12 protein-coding genes and 5 pseudogenes are annotated in these 19,818 nt (G+C 41.0%); 11 read left to right on the plus strand and 6 right to left on the minus strand.

What is annotated here, in order from left to right:
• Positions 1-447 precede the first annotated feature (447 nt).
• The 4 genes and pseudogenes from ACLJTG_RS22535 to ACLJTG_RS22550 form a co-directional block, all read right to left on the minus strand.
• Positions 448-1,170, minus strand: coding sequence for a LuxR C-terminal-related transcriptional regulator (locus ACLJTG_RS22535; RefSeq protein WP_410959098.1), 723 nt, complete (start codon positions 1,168-1,170; stop codon positions 448-450).
• Between the two features lie 198 nt (positions 1,171-1,368).
• Positions 1,369-2,421: an Ig-like domain-containing protein gene (locus tag ACLJTG_RS22540; protein WP_410959099.1), complete on the minus strand. Its 1,053-nt coding sequence runs from the start codon at positions 2,419-2,421 to the stop codon at positions 1,369-1,371.
• 11 nt (positions 2,422-2,432) lie between these two features.
• Complete coding sequence (locus ACLJTG_RS22545; RefSeq protein WP_410959100.1) at positions 2,433-5,180, minus strand: Ig-like domain-containing protein; 2,748 nt, start codon at positions 5,178-5,180, stop codon at positions 2,433-2,435.
• Between the two features lie 850 nt (positions 5,181-6,030).
• Positions 6,031-6,306: pseudogene (locus ACLJTG_RS22550) on the minus strand (IS66 family transposase); the annotation flags it as partial.
• 221 nt (positions 6,307-6,527) lie between these two features.
• Here ACLJTG_RS22550 and ACLJTG_RS22555 point away from each other — a divergent pair.
• Both ACLJTG_RS22555 and ACLJTG_RS22560 read left to right on the plus strand, forming a co-directional pair.
• Entirely contained in the window at positions 6,528-7,163 is a 636-nt protein-coding gene (locus ACLJTG_RS22555; RefSeq protein WP_410959101.1) for an AidA/PixA family protein, read from the plus strand.
• A 122-nt stretch (positions 7,164-7,285) separates the two neighbouring features.
• Positions 7,286-7,849, plus strand: a complete 564-nt coding sequence (locus ACLJTG_RS22560; protein WP_410959102.1) for a hypothetical protein — start codon at positions 7,286-7,288, stop codon at positions 7,847-7,849.
• Between the two features lie 133 nt (positions 7,850-7,982).
• Here the strand turns inward: ACLJTG_RS22560 and ACLJTG_RS22565 are convergent.
• A pseudogene (locus tag ACLJTG_RS22565) lies at positions 7,983-8,658 on the minus strand (RNA-guided endonuclease TnpB family protein); the annotation flags it as partial.
• 85 nt (positions 8,659-8,743) lie between these two features.
• Between ACLJTG_RS22565 and tnpA the strand changes: the two are divergent.
• Together tnpA and ACLJTG_RS22575 are read left to right on the plus strand one after the other, a co-directional pair.
• Positions 8,744-9,101: pseudogene (tnpA, locus tag ACLJTG_RS22570) on the plus strand (IS200/IS605 family transposase).
• Between the two features lie 573 nt (positions 9,102-9,674).
• Positions 9,675-10,571 carry a helix-turn-helix domain-containing protein gene (locus ACLJTG_RS22575; RefSeq protein ID WP_410959103.1) on the plus strand — a complete coding sequence of 299 codons (897 nt, stop codon included), beginning with the start codon at positions 9,675-9,677 and terminating at the stop codon, positions 10,569-10,571.
• Between the two features lie 249 nt (positions 10,572-10,820).
• On the opposite strand, the pseudogene ACLJTG_RS22580 reads toward ACLJTG_RS22575, so the two are convergent.
• Positions 10,821-11,662, minus strand: a pseudogene (locus tag ACLJTG_RS22580) (IS3 family transposase); the annotation flags it as partial.
• A 275-nt stretch (positions 11,663-11,937) separates the two neighbouring features.
• Between ACLJTG_RS22580 and ACLJTG_RS22585 the strand changes: the two are divergent.
• The 7 genes and pseudogenes from ACLJTG_RS22585 to ACLJTG_RS22615 form a co-directional block, all read left to right on the plus strand.
• Positions 11,938-12,450 (plus strand): fimbrial protein, encoded by a 513-nt coding sequence (locus tag ACLJTG_RS22585; protein WP_410959104.1) that lies wholly within the window; start codon positions 11,938-11,940, stop codon positions 12,448-12,450.
• A gap of 112 nt (positions 12,451-12,562) precedes the next feature.
• Complete coding sequence (locus tag ACLJTG_RS22590) at positions 12,563-15,127, plus strand: fimbria/pilus outer membrane usher protein (protein ID WP_410959105.1); 2,565 nt, start codon at positions 12,563-12,565, stop codon at positions 15,125-15,127.
• A 35-nt stretch (positions 15,128-15,162) separates the two neighbouring features.
• Positions 15,163-15,891 (plus strand): molecular chaperone, encoded by a 729-nt coding sequence (locus ACLJTG_RS22595; protein ID WP_079972849.1) that lies wholly within the window; start codon positions 15,163-15,165, stop codon positions 15,889-15,891.
• Between the two features lie 45 nt (positions 15,892-15,936).
• A complete protein-coding gene (locus ACLJTG_RS22600) occupies positions 15,937-16,479 on the plus strand; it encodes a fimbrial protein (RefSeq protein WP_079972850.1) in 543 nt (180 codons plus the stop codon).
• A gap of 36 nt (positions 16,480-16,515) precedes the next feature.
• Positions 16,516-17,625, plus strand: a complete 1,110-nt coding sequence (locus ACLJTG_RS22605; RefSeq protein ID WP_410959106.1) for a hypothetical protein — start codon at positions 16,516-16,518, stop codon at positions 17,623-17,625.
• A gap of 77 nt (positions 17,626-17,702) precedes the next feature.
• A complete protein-coding gene (locus ACLJTG_RS22610; RefSeq protein WP_131046901.1) occupies positions 17,703-18,821 on the plus strand; it encodes an HBL/NHE enterotoxin family protein in 1,119 nt (372 codons plus the stop codon).
• 78 nt (positions 18,822-18,899) lie between these two features.
• A pseudogene (locus ACLJTG_RS22615) lies at positions 18,900-19,743 on the plus strand (IS481 family transposase); the annotation flags it as partial.
• Positions 19,744-19,818 lie beyond the last annotated feature (75 nt).

The raw sequence follows: 19,818 nt of genomic DNA on the forward strand, positions 1-19,818 counted from the left end.
CAGTATTAACCATGGCACAATAACAAAGATAAACTCACAGAATGATTTCATGACCACCTCCCCGCCGCTCTTATATAAAATAATTAATAATTCTCCTGACTTACATCCTGACAACAGACCCTAAATAAAATACAACCGCAGGGTTACGTAATTTTTCAGTATCATAATCTGGTATTATTTACAGTTTTTTTATAGCAGAAGATGAATTACCATCACCACTTCGTTAACTTAATACATGCAGCGAGCGTTATCATGAGAGTACTCAGAACGCCAGGTTTACTCTTACTGGTTATTTCTGTTATGACAGTTCTTTTTGAAACTCATAATTATTTTACCATCAATGATAATTTCAGAGTCATGGCGGATCTGTCTGAACATCCTGACGAATATATCCACTGTAAAGACAGATATTTTAAACCCCACCATAGAAATTAAAATATAACATCATTAAATTAAACTCAGAATTATACCCTTTGCAACAATCTGCGTTCTGTTCCGGCAGCCCAGCTTTTTTATTATATTATATACATGGAAATTCACGGCACTCTCTGTGATAAATATTTTATTTGCTATTTCTGATGATGTGAATCCATCTGACACAAGAGTTAATATGATTTTTTCCATAGACGTCAGTACCGGCGGTGTCAGTTTAAAATCTCTGGCATTAAGTAAATGAGGCTGACATGAATGAATAATAAAGTTATATATTTCTTTATAGTGCATTTCACAGGACGCCATCTGTTGTGATGTTACATTACAGATTTCATTTGAAAGTGACAAAATACACTCATATCCATGTAGCGTATTAATAATGAAAGATACACCATATTTAAAGCCAAACTCCTCTCCATGTTTAAGGAGTATGGAGTACCCTTCAAAAAAATCATCCCCCCATGCCAGGGATATCATCTCAGGCTTTCTGCATATGTTAACTACAGGATCCAGAGACCACAATTTTTTTTTGTCATAAATATCTCTCCATTCATTATGATAGTTATCGATGACAAACATCTCTTTATCAGTAACCGGATAAATCTTTCTGAAAAGTAAGGAAAACCGGCTCTGCTGTGTTCTTTTAAAAATAAACTCACTCAGACTGTAAAGCGTTGAGGAGGGAATATTTAATCGTTTGTATGTTATGTTTACAGGCATTACTCTGTTTTTTTTCATCTTATGATATCCTTACTTTATATTCAGAATAAAAATAGTGCTTAATCAGACAGCGTCAAACAACAAACCAAATACAAAACAAAATATCAACATTGAATTAACACGCAATATTTTATATGGAAAACAATCAATTCAGACAGATTACATGAAAAAAGGAGGCGTGAAAATCAATACCCGCCCCCGGTTTCCGGCTGGATGTCAGCCAATTAACCTGATAATAAAATTACCAGGAGACTCTGTATCTACATATAGCTCTGCTGAATAAGAACATAATGTATTTGAATCTCCAACAGTATAGTAAATAAATACGTTAACACCATTAAAAGTGTCGTTGATATTATCAATAAAATAAGACTTATCAGCTATGAACTCAATATTTGTACCGGAGATCTCCGCTTTACTTACGGTGTGAGTGGCAATTTTTACAGGCTGGATATCAGGATTTTCGGCATCATTTTCCGGGTCTCCCTTTTTCATATACACTGAGATTGTATCCCCGGCTTCGATGACTGCCCCCTGTCCGGCTTTCGATTGTGGATATCGAATTTTAATCAATAAGCCCTTATCAGGACTTAATCCATGATTGTTAATCGTTGCATCGAGCAAATCAGGAAATAAGGGTTTATCGTATAACGGAGTGGAGTTATCATAATAAACATCCTGAGATACTACCGGAGAATAGCTTCTGTTGCCGACCTGATCATCAATGGTGTAATAGATATAGTGAGTACCCGGTGAAAGATATTCTGCATTCTTCTTTATGGATTTAACATAGGGAAAAATATTTTTCGTAGGGTCATCCATTACTGTTGCGATAGCCTGATCATCCCAGTATACAGTGTACCTATCACCTGCATGTCTCCCTTTGACATGTTTGCGTATCATAATCTGATAAGCGATCCCCTGGATATCAGAATCGACCACAACAGGAGCCGTAACATTATCAGATGCCACTCCAATGTAAATAGTTTCAGCATCCGCACAAGTAGCAGTTGCTGTAACACTAATCGAGTTAGCTTCGTTACTGGAAATCGTATATTCCGCCCGGCCATCAGCACCGGTATGACTACTGTCGCCGGATGTGGTTACCGTTGCATCAGAGGAATCTGCAACATGGCTCCATTTTATCTCCATTCCTGATATCGGTTTTTTATTACTGTCTCTAAGCTCAGCAATAATAGTGGCATTATTATTCGGAGCAAAATCCAGAAGGCCTGTAGAAGTATAAAGATGCAGTTCACTGGCAGACATAAAAACCTCACTTAAAAATTAGTTAAACATAACGCAGGCAACAGCATATACAGATTACGCGTAATCCGGACAGAGCCATCTGACTGGTTAACATAATACACATTCCCGTATTCATCCGGAGCATCTGACGCCCATGCCGGACCAATGAATCCCTGCCATTCCCCGAAAAGCGTGCCCGTTTCAAACCCGGCACCTCCGCTTCCCGGCAAAGCCGTTGTTACCTGTGCAAAACGGGCAGGAACACTGTTTGCTCTGGTACAGGATTGTCCGACCATCTGATATTCAGCAGAACCGGACAGATAAAACCACTGGCGAAGATTAAATTTATAACTTAATGACTCACCTCCTGCTTTTGGTGTGGCGGTAATGACAACATTTGTCGATGATGAATCAGGTTCAGATATCATGACAAATGAACCATCATTTCTCACTGTCACCCATGACTGACTGCTTTCCCATACATAATCACTGTTTTTATCCATTGTATTATCAATGAATATTAAACCTCTGGCTCCCTTAAAACCGGTAAAGGGAAAACCGCTTTGTACGGAGAACATCCCTTTTACCGGATTAGATGTCACTCCTGTTATTTTTGACGAAATGAATATTAATGTTTTATCAATTCCCGGATCGGTCCTGAAATTTTCTGCCCGGGCATTCACCGTAACCACTTCACCATACTTATTTGACACCGAAACACCGGCCTCTCCATTATCCCCGGTGATCACCGAAGGACTGCTGATAACGGCATGACCTGATACTGAAAACACAACCGGCGTATTTTTAACCGGATTTCCATTGATATCCCTGACGGTCGCCGTCAGATGTATTTCATCCTGACCATCTGCAGCCGCATCTGATTTATCACCGGTTAACGAGAGCACGCCAAACGCCATAAACGATGTGGTGGCAATGACGTCCTTTGCCGATCCTGTACTGGCCGCTATATTTACTGTTTCAGCTGTTTTATCAGTAATATATATTACCGCCATGCCATGGCTGTCTGTTTTTATTTTATAAGCGCTGAGTACCGCATTGCCGGTTGTCGACAGATTAATTTCCTCCCCGGGGACTGGTATTCCTGTTTTATCTGTTAAATAAATAGCCGCTGAGTTTGTGGATATACCATCTGCAATTGCGCCGTCATTAATTATCAGCTTCAGGATATTTTCAACTTTTATTTCAGGCCCGGAAGACGGTGTGAAATTCATTTTAATGTCAGACGTCAGCTCACCGGCTCTCCCGGTCACGCTAACCCCACCGGCAACGGTAGAGCTGAACGATGTCTGTACTTCGCCATTATTGTCAGTAACTGATGCCTCCTCCCTGACTTTAATAAACCCGGGGACACTCCAGGTCAGTGCCATGCCTTTAACAGGGTTGTGATTTTCATCAGTCAGCCTTGCTTTTATTATGTTAAACGCCTCGCCATTTGCCACCTCATCATTTTTAATCAGTTGCATATTCAGATATTTTGCAGTCTGTTTAACAAAAATAACATCCGTACTTTCTGTCATCTTCCCTATGACAACGGAAACAGGGAGAGTGAGCGGTGCTGTACTCGTCAGGTTAAAGTATGCCAGTCCGTTCCTGTCTGTCAGGGCAGAACTCGTGGTGACAGCCACTTCCTGTTTATTTTCATACTTCCATTCCACTTTTGTGTCAGGTAACGGGTGATAGTTAACGTCAATCACCTGGGCCTGAACAATATTCTCTGTTATACCATCAGCAGGGCTGTTATTCCTGATGACCGTCAGTATTATTCTATACTCCGGCGTTCTCTTTTTTTCTTTATACTGCATGGTAATCACGTTATTTCTGTTTACAAAATTATATTTTTCACTCTTATTAATCTGAAGCCCCTTTTCTTTTTCAGGGGTAAGATGCCAGTTTATATCGTGACTGAAATTCAGGCTGAACTGAATACCTGCCTGAAGACCGGATGCACTGCCACTTTTACTGCCATCCAGACTGAACGTGAGCAGCGGGATCGGTGTATAATTAATACCGGATGAAATAATAACAGGATGACTTCTGAGTTTTTTTCTGCTCAGTACCGAAACGTTATTCCCGTAGTATTTTTCAGCGGATGCCTTAAGGCTTACAGCGGGGAAAAAGGGTAAATTACCATCAATCCTCACATCAAACCCGTCGGCAGGTTTTTCCGACCATTCACCATTAAAGTCAGTGGAGTCGTGCCAGTCTGTCATCCCCTTGTACAGATTTGATGATATTTTCAGATAGTCATAAAAATACTCTCCCCCAATCCCCAGCCTGCTGTTCCCCCCGGTATAATCCCTGTCAATGAACAGATTGATCCCCGTCATATAACTGGCAGGAAAGTATCTTATTCCGATCCCATAGTTCGCATATGTCCTGTCATTATGCTCACGTATACCGATCTGGGAAAATAACAAAGCATTTTCTGAATCAAATACAGGTAAGAGAAAATCACCGGAATATCGTCCCTGCTGTTGATTTGTACCAGATGCAATATTTATACGTGCATAACCATAACTGCCTAACCACTTACTGATCTGCTCTGACATACCGGCATTTAAATATGAGCTGACGGCTTCGGAATAGTTTCCACTCCGGACTGTAGTCGCTATCTTTTCGGCCTGGCGATCATAAGGGAAAATATCCTTATCACCCTTAGCTGAGCTGTCAGCAAATGACATCCATGAGCATACCGATAATATAATACAAAGAAAAAACCTGAAAGTCATTTCATTAATGCTGTGTCTCTTTTTCATCATCAGTGTCTTCTTTATTATAAAGCAGGGCATTGTTATGCCAGACGGTTGCGGCGGCGTAACTTACCCTGTGCCATTATTGAATTTAAATTAGTCTGGCACCTGAATTCAGGCTACTGGTATTTTTTATAGTTTTCTCTGTTGTCGCCTGTTCCCGTTATTTTACGGTGTAGCTCTGCCCCCCAGTGAAGACCCTGAATAACAGTATCGGAAACTGCTTCTCTTTAACCGGCCCTGGCTTTTATCCTGAAAACAGATTAATGGGTTACATAAAATGAGTAAGCTCGCGGGGAAGTGGCACTGACAGCACGTTGAGCACTTCCGGTGAGCCCGTCGATTCAGGTCCCTGAGCAGGCTTTGTGTCAGGTGTTGAAGTGCTGAACAGGGAGCTTACTTCAGGTTCCGCAGTACTGACTGCGGTAATGGCGGAGGTGTGATGCAGATACTGACTTCTGCTAAAGCTACATGGGATAAGGCTGTGTAAGGTACGCAGCCCCGACGTCAGATGTTATACCGGAATCGTCGGGTTTACCGCCTCCTGTTTGCGTTTCCCGATATCAGGATTTTCAGCAGAACGCTCCGTTACTCGCTGACCCCGTATGGCGGGAATGGCAGTAACTCATCCTGGCTTTCCTCCGGCCAGCCCGGCAGACGTTTCAGTTCATCCGTTAACAACGATGCGCCCAGACCGTTCATTTTCGCTGTCTCCAGCAGCCCCATTATTTGGGCAGCCCTTTCTCTGGCAACCAGAGTCCCCGCACCGGCTTTATGGCCCGTTCGGCACGGTTTTCTCCATGGCAACCCTGCAATACTCCAGGAAGCAACCCCGTGACGGTTTGATATACCGTCGTCACTACCGGACCTTATTTTCCGGTGAGCGTAAGCGGATACATTCCTCCGGACTGAACATCCGGGCCAGCACTTCCAGAACGAACTCAGCCCGTGGATCCACGCTGGCCTTATATAACTCCGCGAACCGTCTGCGAGCATGGCTCCAGCATCCTGCATTTATGATACGGTCGTTTTCTTTCGCCACCGACTTGCAGACGTCATAGTTATCGGTGGCAAGATATCCGCCAGTCCATTCTGACAGGAATGCCAGCGGATATTTGGCGCCACAACCATCATGGCATTCAAGATAACGATCGGATTACCGGTATGCTCGCCGCTGGAGGGAACAGGAAAAAGCGGTCCGGAAATACAGGCGAGCATACATCCACATATTCTTATCTGTTATTTCTTACAGTTTCATCAATTTAAATTGATATCACGTCGTTTTTAACTATTCTCACGTATGTTGTCAGGTTAAACATTAACTCATAAAAATTTTCTGCATACAGGTAATCATTTATGGAAATTATAGATATACTGATTGTTGTTGATGCTATCAGGATCCTTAATGATCACGGCAAGAATAACGCTGCTCATACAGGGGAATATGTTAATCTCAAAAATGACGGACATAATTACATATATATGCTTGGGACATGGTATCATATACAGGATCAGGCAGACTCTGAACTGGATATTTTCGCTAAACTTGGTGATAAAATTCGATGGCGTATGACTACGCTCTCAATGGGGGAAAAATATCAGGGAATAATTAAAGATTTTGTCATCACCAGCGGAAAAAATAATATAACGCCACCCCGGCCTGCACATAAAACGATCACAATTCCCCGGATTGATACAAATGAGCTTTCGCTTGATAAGGCTGTTTTCAGTACGGCCGATGACATATTCTGGGAATCCACGGTCCTGAACCCCGGACCTGTCACCTACCATACAAAATTTGTGCTTTACGCCGGCGGTGGGGGTGGGGGGGGCAGTAATCATACAGGAAGTGATGGTGGTGGTGGTGGTGGTGGCTGTAATAATACAGGAAGTGATGGTGGTGGTGGTGGTGGTGGCTGTAATAATACAGGAAGTGATGGTGGTTGCGGTGACTGTGGTGGCTATCAATGGGATCCTTTTATTAATAAGTGATTTTTCGTTTCTGAACAGCCAGGACATTTACCGCTACACTTTTGCCGCCCATGTTATTCTCCGCGGAACTGGCTGATAGTGTCAATCAAATAGTGAACCTTTCTCAGGAACTGCCGCACTGAATGGCACTGATAACTCCGGGTAACGGAGTTATCAGTGCCAGCCTCGACCTTCTGTATAACTCTCCCATAGTAAACAGACTGGCTTATAAAATTCTCTTGAATTCCGGTTTTACCTTTTTTCGGATCTTACTGCTGGCGATAATGCTCCCAGCTTACAATTGGTTAAATTTTATCATTACTGGCACCACAATAATAAATTCGAATTTTTATTTGCGACGAAAATACAGCGTTGTTCTGGTTTTATTCCCTTTGGCGACAGGCATGACTGAACAGAATGAAAATACCGAAAAAGGATTCACACGCACGCTGACCGTGCGAAACATGCCGATTGATGTGGACATTGAAATCACTGAGCAGGCAAGAGTGACCAGCAAGTCAAAAAGCGATTTTGTTAAAGAGTTCCTTTCAGCCTCCTTCAGGGACCTGATCGGTAACTTTATGCGCGGGAATGGCCTCTCCGATTACTGGTATGACAGCGCCCTGACGCTGGCCGAGAACCGGGCCTGGTGTCGTTTGCTGGGCATTTATAAAGAAGAAGCGCTGCAACGGCGTTCCCCTGCTTGAACTGCGCGCCGCACAGTTGCCTGACATCACGCATATCCCGCATGGCATCTCACTGGCGTTTTCCCTCTTCATTGAGGCCGCGCGTCGTAATTTACCGACGGTGACTGCTCCCCGCCGTAAACGGCGAGGCTTCCTACCTCTTAGGCTGCAACTGGCATAGCGCCAGGCTTATGCAGTCTCGATGGGCTTTGACGACGTGACCCGCCGCCATCAACTCTGTTATGCCCTTATGCTGTATGTTGATCGCCGCGTTTATATCGCGGTCATGATCAGCATCACAGGCGGGGCATTTCCATTCGCGCACCTTTAGCGGCATTTCCGGCATCTTGTGACCACAACAATGACACGTTTTCGAGCTGGCGAACCACTGATCCAGTTTGACCAGGTGAACCCCTGCCGACTCCGCTTTGTATACGAGTTTAGCCACAAATCCAGACTATGCCGAATCCCCGATATGCCGGGCGAGGCGACGGTTTTTCATCATGTTTGCTGATTTCAGCGTTTCCACAATCACCGCCTGGTTTTCGTCGATAATTCGTCTGGAAAGTTTGTGCTGGAAGTCAGCGCGGGCATTGGCTACCAGTTCGTGTTGTGCTGCAAGCCGGACACGAGCCTTACGACGGTTCGCGCTCCCCAGCTTCTTACGGGATAGCGCCTTGCTGTCACTGCGTAAGCGGCGGTATGCATTGACCAGATGGCGAGGATTAGCCACTTTGCCGCCGTCATTGCCGATCAAGTAGTGCGATAGCCCCAACCGTGGTGATGTAGATCGGCTTTGCTGCTGCTTCCTGTCCATCGTCTGCGAGTAGTAAGGGTTTGACAGATATTTTTCAAGTGAGTGTACAAGAAAAGGCTTTTTAGGGTTATCTCTCGCGTCGGCATAGCGTCAGTAAACTGGTTGTGCATCTGATATTTACGACAAAATATCGCCGTAAGATTTTCGACCGCATGATGTTCCAGCAGATACGGGAGGCGTTTCAAAGCGCTGCGGAAATACTGGAAATTGAGATTTTGGAAATGGGCGGGGAAGCGGATCACGTTCACGTACTGATAGCGTACCCGCCGAAGCTGTCTATCAGTGTGCTGGTGAATAATTTGAAGTCGATCAGTAGCCACCGTGTGCGCATCCTATTTACGCAAGGCGAGTGATAGCGGGGTGCTCTGGTTACGCTCCTGTTTCGCCTGTAGTGCTGGCGGTGCAACAATCGAAACATTGAAGGCTTACGTAGCTTCACAGAAAACCCCTGATTAGCTCCCCTTATATCCCCCCCGATTGGGCGAGGGTTTACTTAGCATTTGTTAAATGTGAATAGCTCGATTATATGCGGATCTCACAATCAGACATGATTACGAAATTAATGAATAAAATAAATAAACAAATAAAAAACAAACGAAATAGAGTGTTGCGATAAAATATATACAAGTATATAAGAGAGTTAGTGGTACAACTTGGGAATGAGATATGTATATGTTATCGTGCATAAGTCCAATGGGATTATGGTATTGAATTCTATCAAGCAGGGTGTCGTAAAAGTATAGTTGACAAAAAAGCATAAAATCACTAAAAATCAATAATGCCGAGAGTTGGCTCAACATTCCATTTAATGACAATGTCAAAATATGCTTTCAGGATGAAATATTTTTCAATTATGGTAAGTGTTACGTTCTTAAATCAGTTGAAGATGTATGTGTTATTTAATAACACATGATTTAAGCACCAGAAATAATATATGGCTATCTTTTTGGTTTTCCTGTAAGACTACTATATCTCACAGGGTGAGTATGTGGTTTAATCTGTGTCACTCATAAATCATGAGGTATATTTATGCTAAAGATAAAACACTTAGAGAGTAAAATGCCGACTAATTTTAGCTCATATAGCACAAACAATCCAGTATGTGATAAATATATTGAGACATCATTGCCTTTTTTTTATTTCATTTATACAAAAGGCAATGACTTTATGGTAACTATAAATGGACATAAGATTATTTGTAAAAAAAACCAAGGTGTATTTATAAACAAGTCAGTACCTTTCTCCATACCATCGCATTGGGTAGAAAGCGATACTAAACGTTCTGATATAGCGGTGATTCGTTTTACATCAAATGATGTTAGTGAACAAAATATATCATATAATAACGATATTGCAACTCTAAAAATAATGACCTCTACATTAAAAAACAGTAAGGATTATTTGCTTTTAGATTTTAACTCATTAGATGATTTGGAGTTGGTGACTATATCTTGGATGATATTACAATATGCACAGCAAAACAGAAGAATAAAAAAAACAGCGTCAATACCAGGAGAAATATACAACAAGGTTATGATGTGTTTTTTATTATCCTTCTTTATTAAAATAAATAGCAACATCTCTTGCTTATTTTACGCGGAGTCATCAGAATTAATATCTGAAAAAATAACAAAATTAGTCATAGATGACTATTCAAAAAACTGGTCGATAAAAGAATTGTCTAGTAAGTTACTCATGAGTTCCTCATCCCTTAAGCAAAAAATGTATAAAGAGGTAGGATCTGTTACCGATTTTATCAATAAGCTAAAGTTAACCGAGTCCTTGAGAAGGCTAAGAAGAACAAATGATTCAATATCAACAATTGCAAACGCTTTAGGATATAAGTCACCATCATATTTTACAAAGGTTTTTAAAAAACATTTAAATATAAACCCAGCAGACATTCGATTAAAACAAAGGAAGTAACAACACGATATGTCCACTCTGATTAATGATATCGATATGGAGGTCCATAATTTAAATGAAAAACTAACTCTTAAATAGTTTTTAGTTAAGGCTGTTGTAATTGCTATAACAATACTTGTACGGAAAGTTTCTTTTTGTTCAATCTGCTGCGAGAACTTCAAAAAATTGTAAGTAAACCTGTTTTAGCTCCTCTCAATTTTTGAAATCTCTGCATGGATGACCCTAGCCCAAATTCAGAACAGTGCTAAATCAGAGATCTTCGTCTTTCCGGAGACTTCGGATAAATTCAGCCGGAGTCATGTCATTTAATGATGAATGCGTTCTCTCATGATTGTATTCCCTGCGCCAGTTGTCGGGTTTTTCCTGCGCATCTTCCAGTGACAGGAACCAGTGAATGTTCAGGCATTCATCCCGCAGACTGCCGTTAAATGATTCAATAAACGGGTTATCTGTCGGCTTTCCGGGGCGCGAGAAATCCATTGTGACGCCGTGTTCATACGCCCATTTATCCAGACTTTTTGAGATAAACTCGCTACCGTTATCCGTCTGGATACGTACCGGCAGCCGCTTATCCGGCACCCGCAGTGCCTCCATTATTCTGACCACATCCTCGCCTTTTAACGATTTTCCGGCATGGATCGCCAGGCATTCCCGACTAAAATTATCCACTACAGTCAGCGCCCGAAAACGCCGCCCGTTAAACAGATTATCTGACACAAAATCCATACTCCAGCACTGATCGACATACGTCAGGACCGGGCGCTGCTGACGGCGTGCTGCACTGACATGTCTGCGGGGGCGTTTTCTGCGCAGGTTCAGGCCTTCCGGACAATAAATCCGGTGGGTTTTCTTGTGCTTAACAGGCCAGCCCCCCGCCGTAACTGGATATGAATGCGCGGACAACCGTAACGAATCCGGGTTTTCGTAATCTCCCTGATTCGCAGGGTTATTGCCCTGTCGTCACGCCGGCTCAGCCAGTGGTAAACGGTTCTGCTCTGCATCAGCAACCCGCATCCCCGCCGGACGCTGATACGGTAAGCCTCCAGCAGAAAATGCACCGTCTGGCGCTTTTGGGCTGGCCTCAGAAATTTTGCTTCGTTTTCAGACAGGAGAACAGTTAAATATCTGCAACTGCTGAGTGAAATTAACGGAGAGTATTTTAAAGTTAAAATTCAAGCTCTAAACATAATATTTCACACTTGTTTTTTGTGTGTTTAATAGATATCCGCATCATTATCAAAGCTTTGTATTATGGTACGGCTTTTATGGTTGTTTTTACTGTATTTTTATCTTTTTGTGCCTTGTTATTAAAATATTTTTTGAGGATACTAAACACCGAATATTAAGAAATAACCGGAGACATTATATGAAGAAATCTGTAGCTAACGTAACAATTATGACTATTTTTGGTTTGAGTTCAATTGTGGCCTTTGCACAGCAGGGTAACACAGGGAAAGTTACATTTAGTGGTGATGTTGTTGAGTCTCCCTGTAATTTAGCCCCCGGGCAAGATGGTACTGATATTAAAGTACCTTTTGGTCAGTTATCAATGGCGCGATTAAATGACGGCGCAGTATCTACCAAAGATTTTCATATTAATCTTCAAGATTGTGATTTGGGTAATAAGAAAGCTCAAATCACATTTAGTAGCCCTGATCTAATAACAGGGAAAAACTTATTAGGTACCCGTGGTAGTGCAACAGGATTAGGTTTGGGGTTATCTGGAATCGTTTTTAATACGCCAGCAAACGTGCCATTACTCCCTAAGGGGGATAATACATTGACGTATACTGTAACAGCTCAGAGGGTTGATAATAGTAAAGCTGTTACAGCTGGAACTTTTCAATCTATAGCTAACTTTCTTATTTCTTATCAGTAAAAGTTTAAGGCTTGCTATTCTTGGGAGGAATCTGATTATAGGATAGCAAGTCAGTACTACATTTGAAATAAAGAAAAAAAAGGCACATTTTATTATAAAGCGTATATAGAAAATGAGTAATCACATCCTCTTTTCAAACAAAAAAAATCCTAATCGAAGGTTTTTTTTATCTAAAATCAAGACGGTTAGGTTGTGTCTTTTTAGTGTTTTTTTATTATATTCTCATACGTCATTTGCAATTGAGTTCAATACAGATGTATTAGATTCAATTGACAAGAAAAATATAGATTTTTCATTGTTCTCTCACCCGGGATATATTTACCCTGGCGTGTATGTAATGCAGGTTTATATTAACGGAGAAAGTTTGGGAGGTGACTATTCAATCCCTTTTTATATGCGAAATAGTGAATCAAAATTAAAAGGGTTTAAAATTTCAGAGGCCTGTTTATCTCCTTCGCTGCTTTATCAGATGGGTCTAACGGATATTGCAAAGAAAAAAATTGGCACTTGGCATCATGGTGAGTGCATGGACCTTTCAGAGCTGAAAGGTGTTGATATTAAAGGAGATATATCTAAAAGCTCACTTAGAGTCAATATTCCAAAGGTTTGGATGACCTACTCTGATGTTTCTTGGGTCCCCCCTTATCGGTGGGATAATGGAATACCTGGGGTAATGTTTGACTATAATGCAAATGGGGGTATGTATAAAATACAAGGCCGGGGAGGTGAACAACTAAATACAGCAATAAATGGAACCATTGGTGGTAATATGGATGCTTGGCGATTGCGGGCTGATTATCAAGGAAAATATTCCAGTTATACAGGCAGCAGTTATGCAAAACAGCAGGATTTTGATTTTACGAGGATTTATCTTTATCGTCCCTTACCATCAAAGAAATCTGAACTAATATTAGGAGAAAATTATATTAGTTCAAGTATATTTGATTCGTGGCGTTATATAGGTGTTAGTTTATTTACCGATGAGCGAATGCTTCCTCCTAAGCTACGTGGATATGCACCAGAAATTGTTGGCGTAGCAAAAACAAATGCTCGGGTGATTGTTACTCAGCAAGACCGGATACTATATAGTAGTATAGTTCCTGCAGGCCCCTTTTGCATTCAGGATCTAGATAGTTCTATCCGTGGAAGGTTAAATGTTAAGGTTATAGAACAAAATGGTACAGTTCAACATTTTAGTGTATCTGCGTCATCAGTACCTTATTTAACAAGACCGGGACAAATGAGATATCACTTAGCTTTTGGCCGTCCGAGTAATTGGAGACATAAAGTGGAGGGAGGAGGGTTTGTCAATGATGAGGCATCATGGGGAATTAATAATAACTGGTCATTATATGGTGGCTCTACGTTATCAAGTGATTATCAGGCTCTAGCAGCAGGGTTTGGTCGTGACTTACATGAGCTTGGTTCCGCCTCTTTAGATGTAACTCAATCTTTAGCAAAGCTACCACAATATAATAAACAAGGTAAATCTTGGCGACTTAGTTACTCAAAACATTTCGACGATACTAACACTGATCTAACATTTGCTGGTTATCGCTTTTCTACGCGTAATTATTTGAATATGCAACAATACTTAGATTTGCGTCATAGTAATATTAGTTCTGGTTACCAGAAGGAAAGATATCAAATTAATATTTATGATCGTTTTAATATATTTACTCTGCCGCTTTCGCTTGCTCTCAACTACGAATGGCAAACTTATTGGGAGCAAGGTAGCACCCGAGAATACGGAGTTAACTTAGGAACTTGGTTTGACTTACCCTCAGTTAGGTTACACAACCTCGTTCTAACAGCTACAGCAACCCGCAGTCAGTACAAGGATCGTTACGATAACACCGTTAACTTAATGATGTCAGTACCTTTTGGGAATGGAACTCTAAATTATAATGGTAGTTATGGCCATAAAAATATTGGGCAACAGGTAGGATTCTATGATTTAGTCAATCAACGAGATAGCTATAATTTAAGTGCAGGTTTTGAACAGGGAGAGATGCATACAAGTCACTCGCTCTTAAGTGGAATGTACACCCATAATGGCTCCTTAGCAATAATCAGTGCTAACGCGGCATTAGTTAGTGGTAGTTATAAATCATTAGGATTGTCTGCAAACGGAGGACTGACGTTAACAGGTAAAGGTGCAGCCTTACATGCTGGAGGATATAACGGCAGTACGCGATTGATGATTGATACGGATGGAATTAGTGGGGTTCCGGTTGACGAAGGAGGGGTAATAAGTAATCAATGGGGGATAGGAGTTATCACAAATGTAAGCAGCTATTATAAAAAAACTGCAAGGATTAATATGAATAACATGCCTGAGAATATGGAGGCACAGAAATCGGTAGTGGAAGCAACTCTAACAGATGGAGCCATCGGATATCGGCGTTTTGGTATATTAAAAGGTGAACAATCGTTTGTTATATTGCGAATGGCGGATAATTCTTACCCACCATTTGGTGCCATTATTCTTGATAAAAAAGGTAGAGAACATGGGATCGTAGGAGATAATGGCTTAGTTTGGTTAGCTGGCGTGACACCGGGTTCAGTTTTTGATGTTACTTGGGGGGGGGGGAAGCATTGCCAAATTAAACCCCAGTCACTGCTTAAAGATCAAAATACGTCGTTACTGTGTAGTGTGTCGGTAAACGACAAATAGTAACGTGTTACGCTTGTGAAAATTGGTCAATTAATATGAATGAATTACACCAAAAGTTGGTAAATTTTATATTATGTATTACGTTAACTAACGTCTATTCTATAGCACATGCGTCAGTGACACTAGATCGCACACGAGCAATATTTAATGCTGATAGTAAATCTATAAGTTTAAATATTAGTAATAATAATAATAGATTACCTTATCTGGCACAAGCTTGGTTGGAGGACTCTCAGCAAAGAAAAATAGTTGGGGGAGCATTAGTAGTAATACCGCCAATTCAACGTTTAGAACCCGGCGGAAAGAGTATGTTACGTATATTAGCAACACAACTAGCTAACACATTGCCGCAGGATCGAGAGTCACTATTTTATTTAAACCTCAGAGAAATACCTCCACGCAGTAATGAGCAAAATGTGTTACAAATTGCACTTCAAACAAGGATTAAATTGTTTTACCGACCTAAAAATATCATCCCTAAACTTGATTATATATGGCAGGAAAAACTGATTCTGCATGAAAATAAGAATGGTTATGTAATAGAAAACCCTACTCCATATTACATAACAATTACAGGTCTCGGAAATAATCAGATACAATCTGAAAAAGGACAATTTAATGTTACGATGCTTTCACCAAAGAGCAGCATACAGATTAAAAGCCAACATTTTAAAGAACCATATCTAACTTATATTAATGATTATGGCGGACAGCCAACGTTAAGATTCATTTGTTCAGGACAGAACTGTACAGTAAAAACATAGCTAAATAAGAAGACATTGGACATGATATTCTCCAGAGGAGATAATATGTGGTTGAGATACTTTTGTGGCTCGTGCTTAGCAGTTGCATCGATAATATATTGTAGAACTGTAACAGCAGTAGATACTAATCTAATGATTAGAGGAAATATTTTAGATGCAGGATGTATTGTTACTGGCAGTGATGATAATGGGGTAATAGAGGTCAGTTTTGGTGAGATCAATATAAATAAGGTAGGTACACCAGAAACTGAACGTTTAGTGAACCTGAAAGTAAGTTGTGATAACTCTGTGCAAGAGAGGAAAACCTTACAAATGTATGTTCATCCAACAAGTTATGGAATATTAACCAGTGTAGGACAAAATGTTTTGGAGACATCATTGCCGGGGTTAGGAATCGCATTGACTGTAGGTACTGATGCTAAACCAGTGAACTTAAATACGTGGACTCCAGTTCCTGGAATGAGTTCAAAGAATGATACCTGGACGAGATCAGTTAAGATTCAGGCTCGATTAGTTACTCCATCTAAAAGCCAGCTACAAGCTGGCAAATTTAAAGCCACAGCAGATATCATAATGAACTATCAATAAGTGCAATTTTATTGCAATAATGAGGCAACAAAAGATATGCTTACTAACTTTTGCAAGCACCTTTCAGGGTGGTCGAATAAAGAAAAATGCTATCATATAGTGAAATTTACTCTACTTGTATTTTTTTGTTTTCACTCACTCAACTCATTTGCCTATTATTACGTTCAAGAGTCTAAAAATCCATTGTATAAATGGAATTTGCCATCTGAGTCCGTTATATTAATAGCTGGCGGACCTGCGCAGAACCTACATATTTTATTAAATATCTCTGGAAATTATAATACTCATAAAGAGTTTGTGACCTGTATTGCTGGATGTAGTGATGGTGTTCTTTATTATCACCCGGGTATTGAAAATGATCCGTGGAATATGGGCGTTGCGATAACAGCGCCCGAGAGCATAACCGCATTTGATCGAAGCGGACGCGCCGCAAATTTTAAAATAAATGGGGATTTATATGATGGACGTAACTATATTGATGAGGGGGGCGCTTCAGGTGATGTTAGGAGTATTTATTTTACTGATGGGATTGCTATTCATACAAGCCCGTGGATTAGCTATTTTCAAACATCGATAAACCCAACCTATTTATGGCATAATGAAACTTATAGGGGGATTATTTCTTTAACTGCTCCTGCGGGAACACCTGCAGGTATTTATACTTACACAGGTCCATTAGCCTATTTTAATCTCCAGTATTGTGGTACACGTTGTAATCCTTTATTTTCTCAAGGCAAATATTGGTTTTCATATACAGGCAGTATATCAATTAGTGTATTTGGTACCTGCAATTTCTCTAGCGGCTCACTTGATATAAATTATGGAGATATCCAGCCGACAGATGCTCAAAATAACGTCCGTAAGACTTCTGTTCAATTAAACTGTAATTCTGATACAACATCGGGTACACTCAAACTTGTATCGACATCTGGCAGTTATCAGTTTTCAACTGTTGGGACTAGTATTAAGGTGAAGGACGGGATGGATGCCATTGTTACGGTAAATGGTAAAGATGCATCTCATGGAATTCATTTTAAACCTGACAACCTACCTATTGAAATAGTTTCAAAATTAGAAACTTATGGCGTTCCTCCGCAGCCAGGATATTTTCAAGGTAGTGCCGTATTGAGTTTTAATATAGATTAATTATCACTAAAATTTGGCAATGTAAATATTTATTCTAAAAAACCAAGAAACATAAAGAATAGGATAAGAAGGAAAAAATGTTATATTTTATAAGAAAATACATTTCTGACATCAGTATTCATATTACAGATATCGGTACTCTTAATAAAGAGCAATTGTCTTCAGCATTGACTCTTCAGGCCTATGCAATAAGTGCCTTGGAGCAACCAGATGTAGATTTTGGTAAAACTCAGGAACTTTTGGTATACCAAAAACGAATCAACAAGAGCCTCATAGCCTTGAGAGCTCATGCCGCCATCTATCTATACTTTCTTCAACCTACTATTACCTGTAATATGAATAATATAAATAACTATCGCAACTTGTATAGCGTCCTCCCCTCCACCCTACCATTGGATTCATCCGTTGAAAAATGGAGTCAAGAGCTTCAGGCTGTACTAACTGAATTAGAAAAATATAAATCTGCTGCTCAAAAGATATGCGTCGAGTTACAAATCTTTCACGATAGTCTCGTCACCAATGCAAAAGCATTCCAAAATGCCGTAACAGACCTCAATATCGTAGTTAGTGGTAATAATGAAGTATTGGAATCAATAGAGGGGAAACTGAACAAGATCCAAGCCAATATAGATAGCTCGATTAGGAAAATAACCATAAGTGGTTTAGGTATTTTGGGGAGGAAACTCTTCATTTGTGTAGGACCTATCACTAATTTTATCACAGCAGGTACAATAACATCGGCTGTTATGGGAGGGATAGGGGTGGTAATGACAGGCCCTGTAGCTGAATTGGATTCAATCACGGCCTTGGTTAACGGCAATAAGGAGAAAGCCCGGTTACTGGCTGAAGAACATCCTCTTGAGCCAGAAGTGAAACTGGCTTTAGCTATAAGCAGTTGCAGTAGCTCTCTTGAAAAACAGGTAGGGGATGCCATTATTGCTGCCAGTGCTATGGTGGATTCATGGAATAATATTGCCAGTGATTTTCGCAAGATTATATTAGATCTACAGAGTGGAGTATTGAGTACAGCTCAAACCCGGCAACTGTTTATCACTATTGCTAATGGCGACATAGATATATTGTTTGAGAATATTCAGACAACTAAAGAACAAATATCAAATACAGGAACCAAGATTGCCTCTCCAGGTCAGACGGTAAATGATGTTATTATGTGTATTAGTCGCGACTTGATCTGACACATGGCCTTGAAAGGTTGAGAGTTACCGGTTTTGATATGGGTGTCGAATCCTTATACAAAACATAAGGTAACTCTCATGCTTCATACTACCAATCCCGTCATCAAACACAAAGCCGGTTTGCTCAATCTGGCTGAAGAATTCAGCAACGTATCCAGAGCCTGCAAAATCATGGATGTTTCGCGGGATACATTTTATCGTTATCGAGAACTGGCCGATGAAGGCGGCGTGGATGCACTGATAAATCGTAGTCGCCGCGCCCCTAACCTGAAGAACCGTACCGATGAGGCAACTGAGCAGGCTGTTATTGATTACGCCGTCGCTTTCCCGGCGCACGGTCAGCACCGGACCAGTAACGAGCTGCGCAAACAGGGCGTTTTTATCTCCGGCAGTGGTGTCCGCTCCATCTGGTTACGCCATAGCCTTGAGAACTTCAAAAAACAACTGAAAGCGCTGGAAGAGAAAGTAGCCCGTGATGGCATTGAACTGACTGACAGCCAGATCGCCGCGCTGGAGCGTAAAGCCAGTGTATGATGAAGCCTGTGGTGAGATTGAAACCGCTCATCCGGGTTATCTGGGTTCACAGGACACGTTCTATGCGGGCAACCTGAAAGGCGTCGGGCGAATCTATCAGCAGACGTTCGTTGATACATACTCAAAGGTGGCTCACTGCAAGCTCTACGTCACCAAAACGCCGATTACAGCGGCTGATTTACTGAATGATCGTGTACTGCCGTTTTATGCGTCTCAGGGCCTGCCGGTGCTGAGGATACTGACAGACAGAGGCACGGAATATTGCGGTAAAGTGGAACAGCATGATTATCAGCTTTATCTGGCGATAAATGACATCGACCACACGAAAACTAAAGCGATGTCACCACAAACCAACAGTATCTGCGAGCGGTTCCACCTGACGATATTGACCCTAGCCCAAATTCAGAACAGTGCTAAATCAGAGATCTTCGTCTTTCCGGAGACTTCGGATAAATTCAGCCGG

Source organism: Salmonella sp. SAL00672 (assembly GCF_046552175.1).
GTDB classification, from domain to species: Bacteria; Pseudomonadota; Gammaproteobacteria; order Enterobacterales; family Enterobacteriaceae; genus Salmonella; species Salmonella enterica.